At 69.6% G+C, this 253-nt stretch carries 1 protein-coding gene; it reads right to left on the bottom strand.

Annotated features, from left to right (window positions below; translation table 11 throughout):
- Window positions 1–253: hypothetical protein (locus JHD64_RS21780; RefSeq protein ID WP_199055832.1), on the bottom strand; the 253-nt coding region annotated here is incomplete at both ends.

Below are 253 nucleotides of genomic sequence, written 5' to 3'. Positions count from 1 at the left end.
CCCCCCCCCCCCCCCCCCCCCCCCCCCCCCCCCCCCCCCCCCCCCCCCCCCCCCTTTTTCAAGCAGAAGACGGCATACGCGATCCTTGTTAATGTCTCGTGGGCTCGGAGATGTGTATAAGAGACAGCCCCAGTACTGGGTGATGCCAAGCCCGGCGGCCAGCGCATGGCCGATGCCGTACTGCCCCAGGTAGCCGCCCAGATTGCCGCTGGCCTGGGTAATGCCCAGTATGGTGGCCAGCCGGTGCGGGCTG

It is taken from the genome of Aquitalea sp. ASV15 (genome assembly GCF_016429115.1).
Classification (GTDB): domain Bacteria; phylum Pseudomonadota; class Gammaproteobacteria; order Burkholderiales; family Chromobacteriaceae; genus Aquitalea; species Aquitalea magnusonii.
This window is presented reverse-complemented; position numbering and strand designations above follow the sequence as displayed.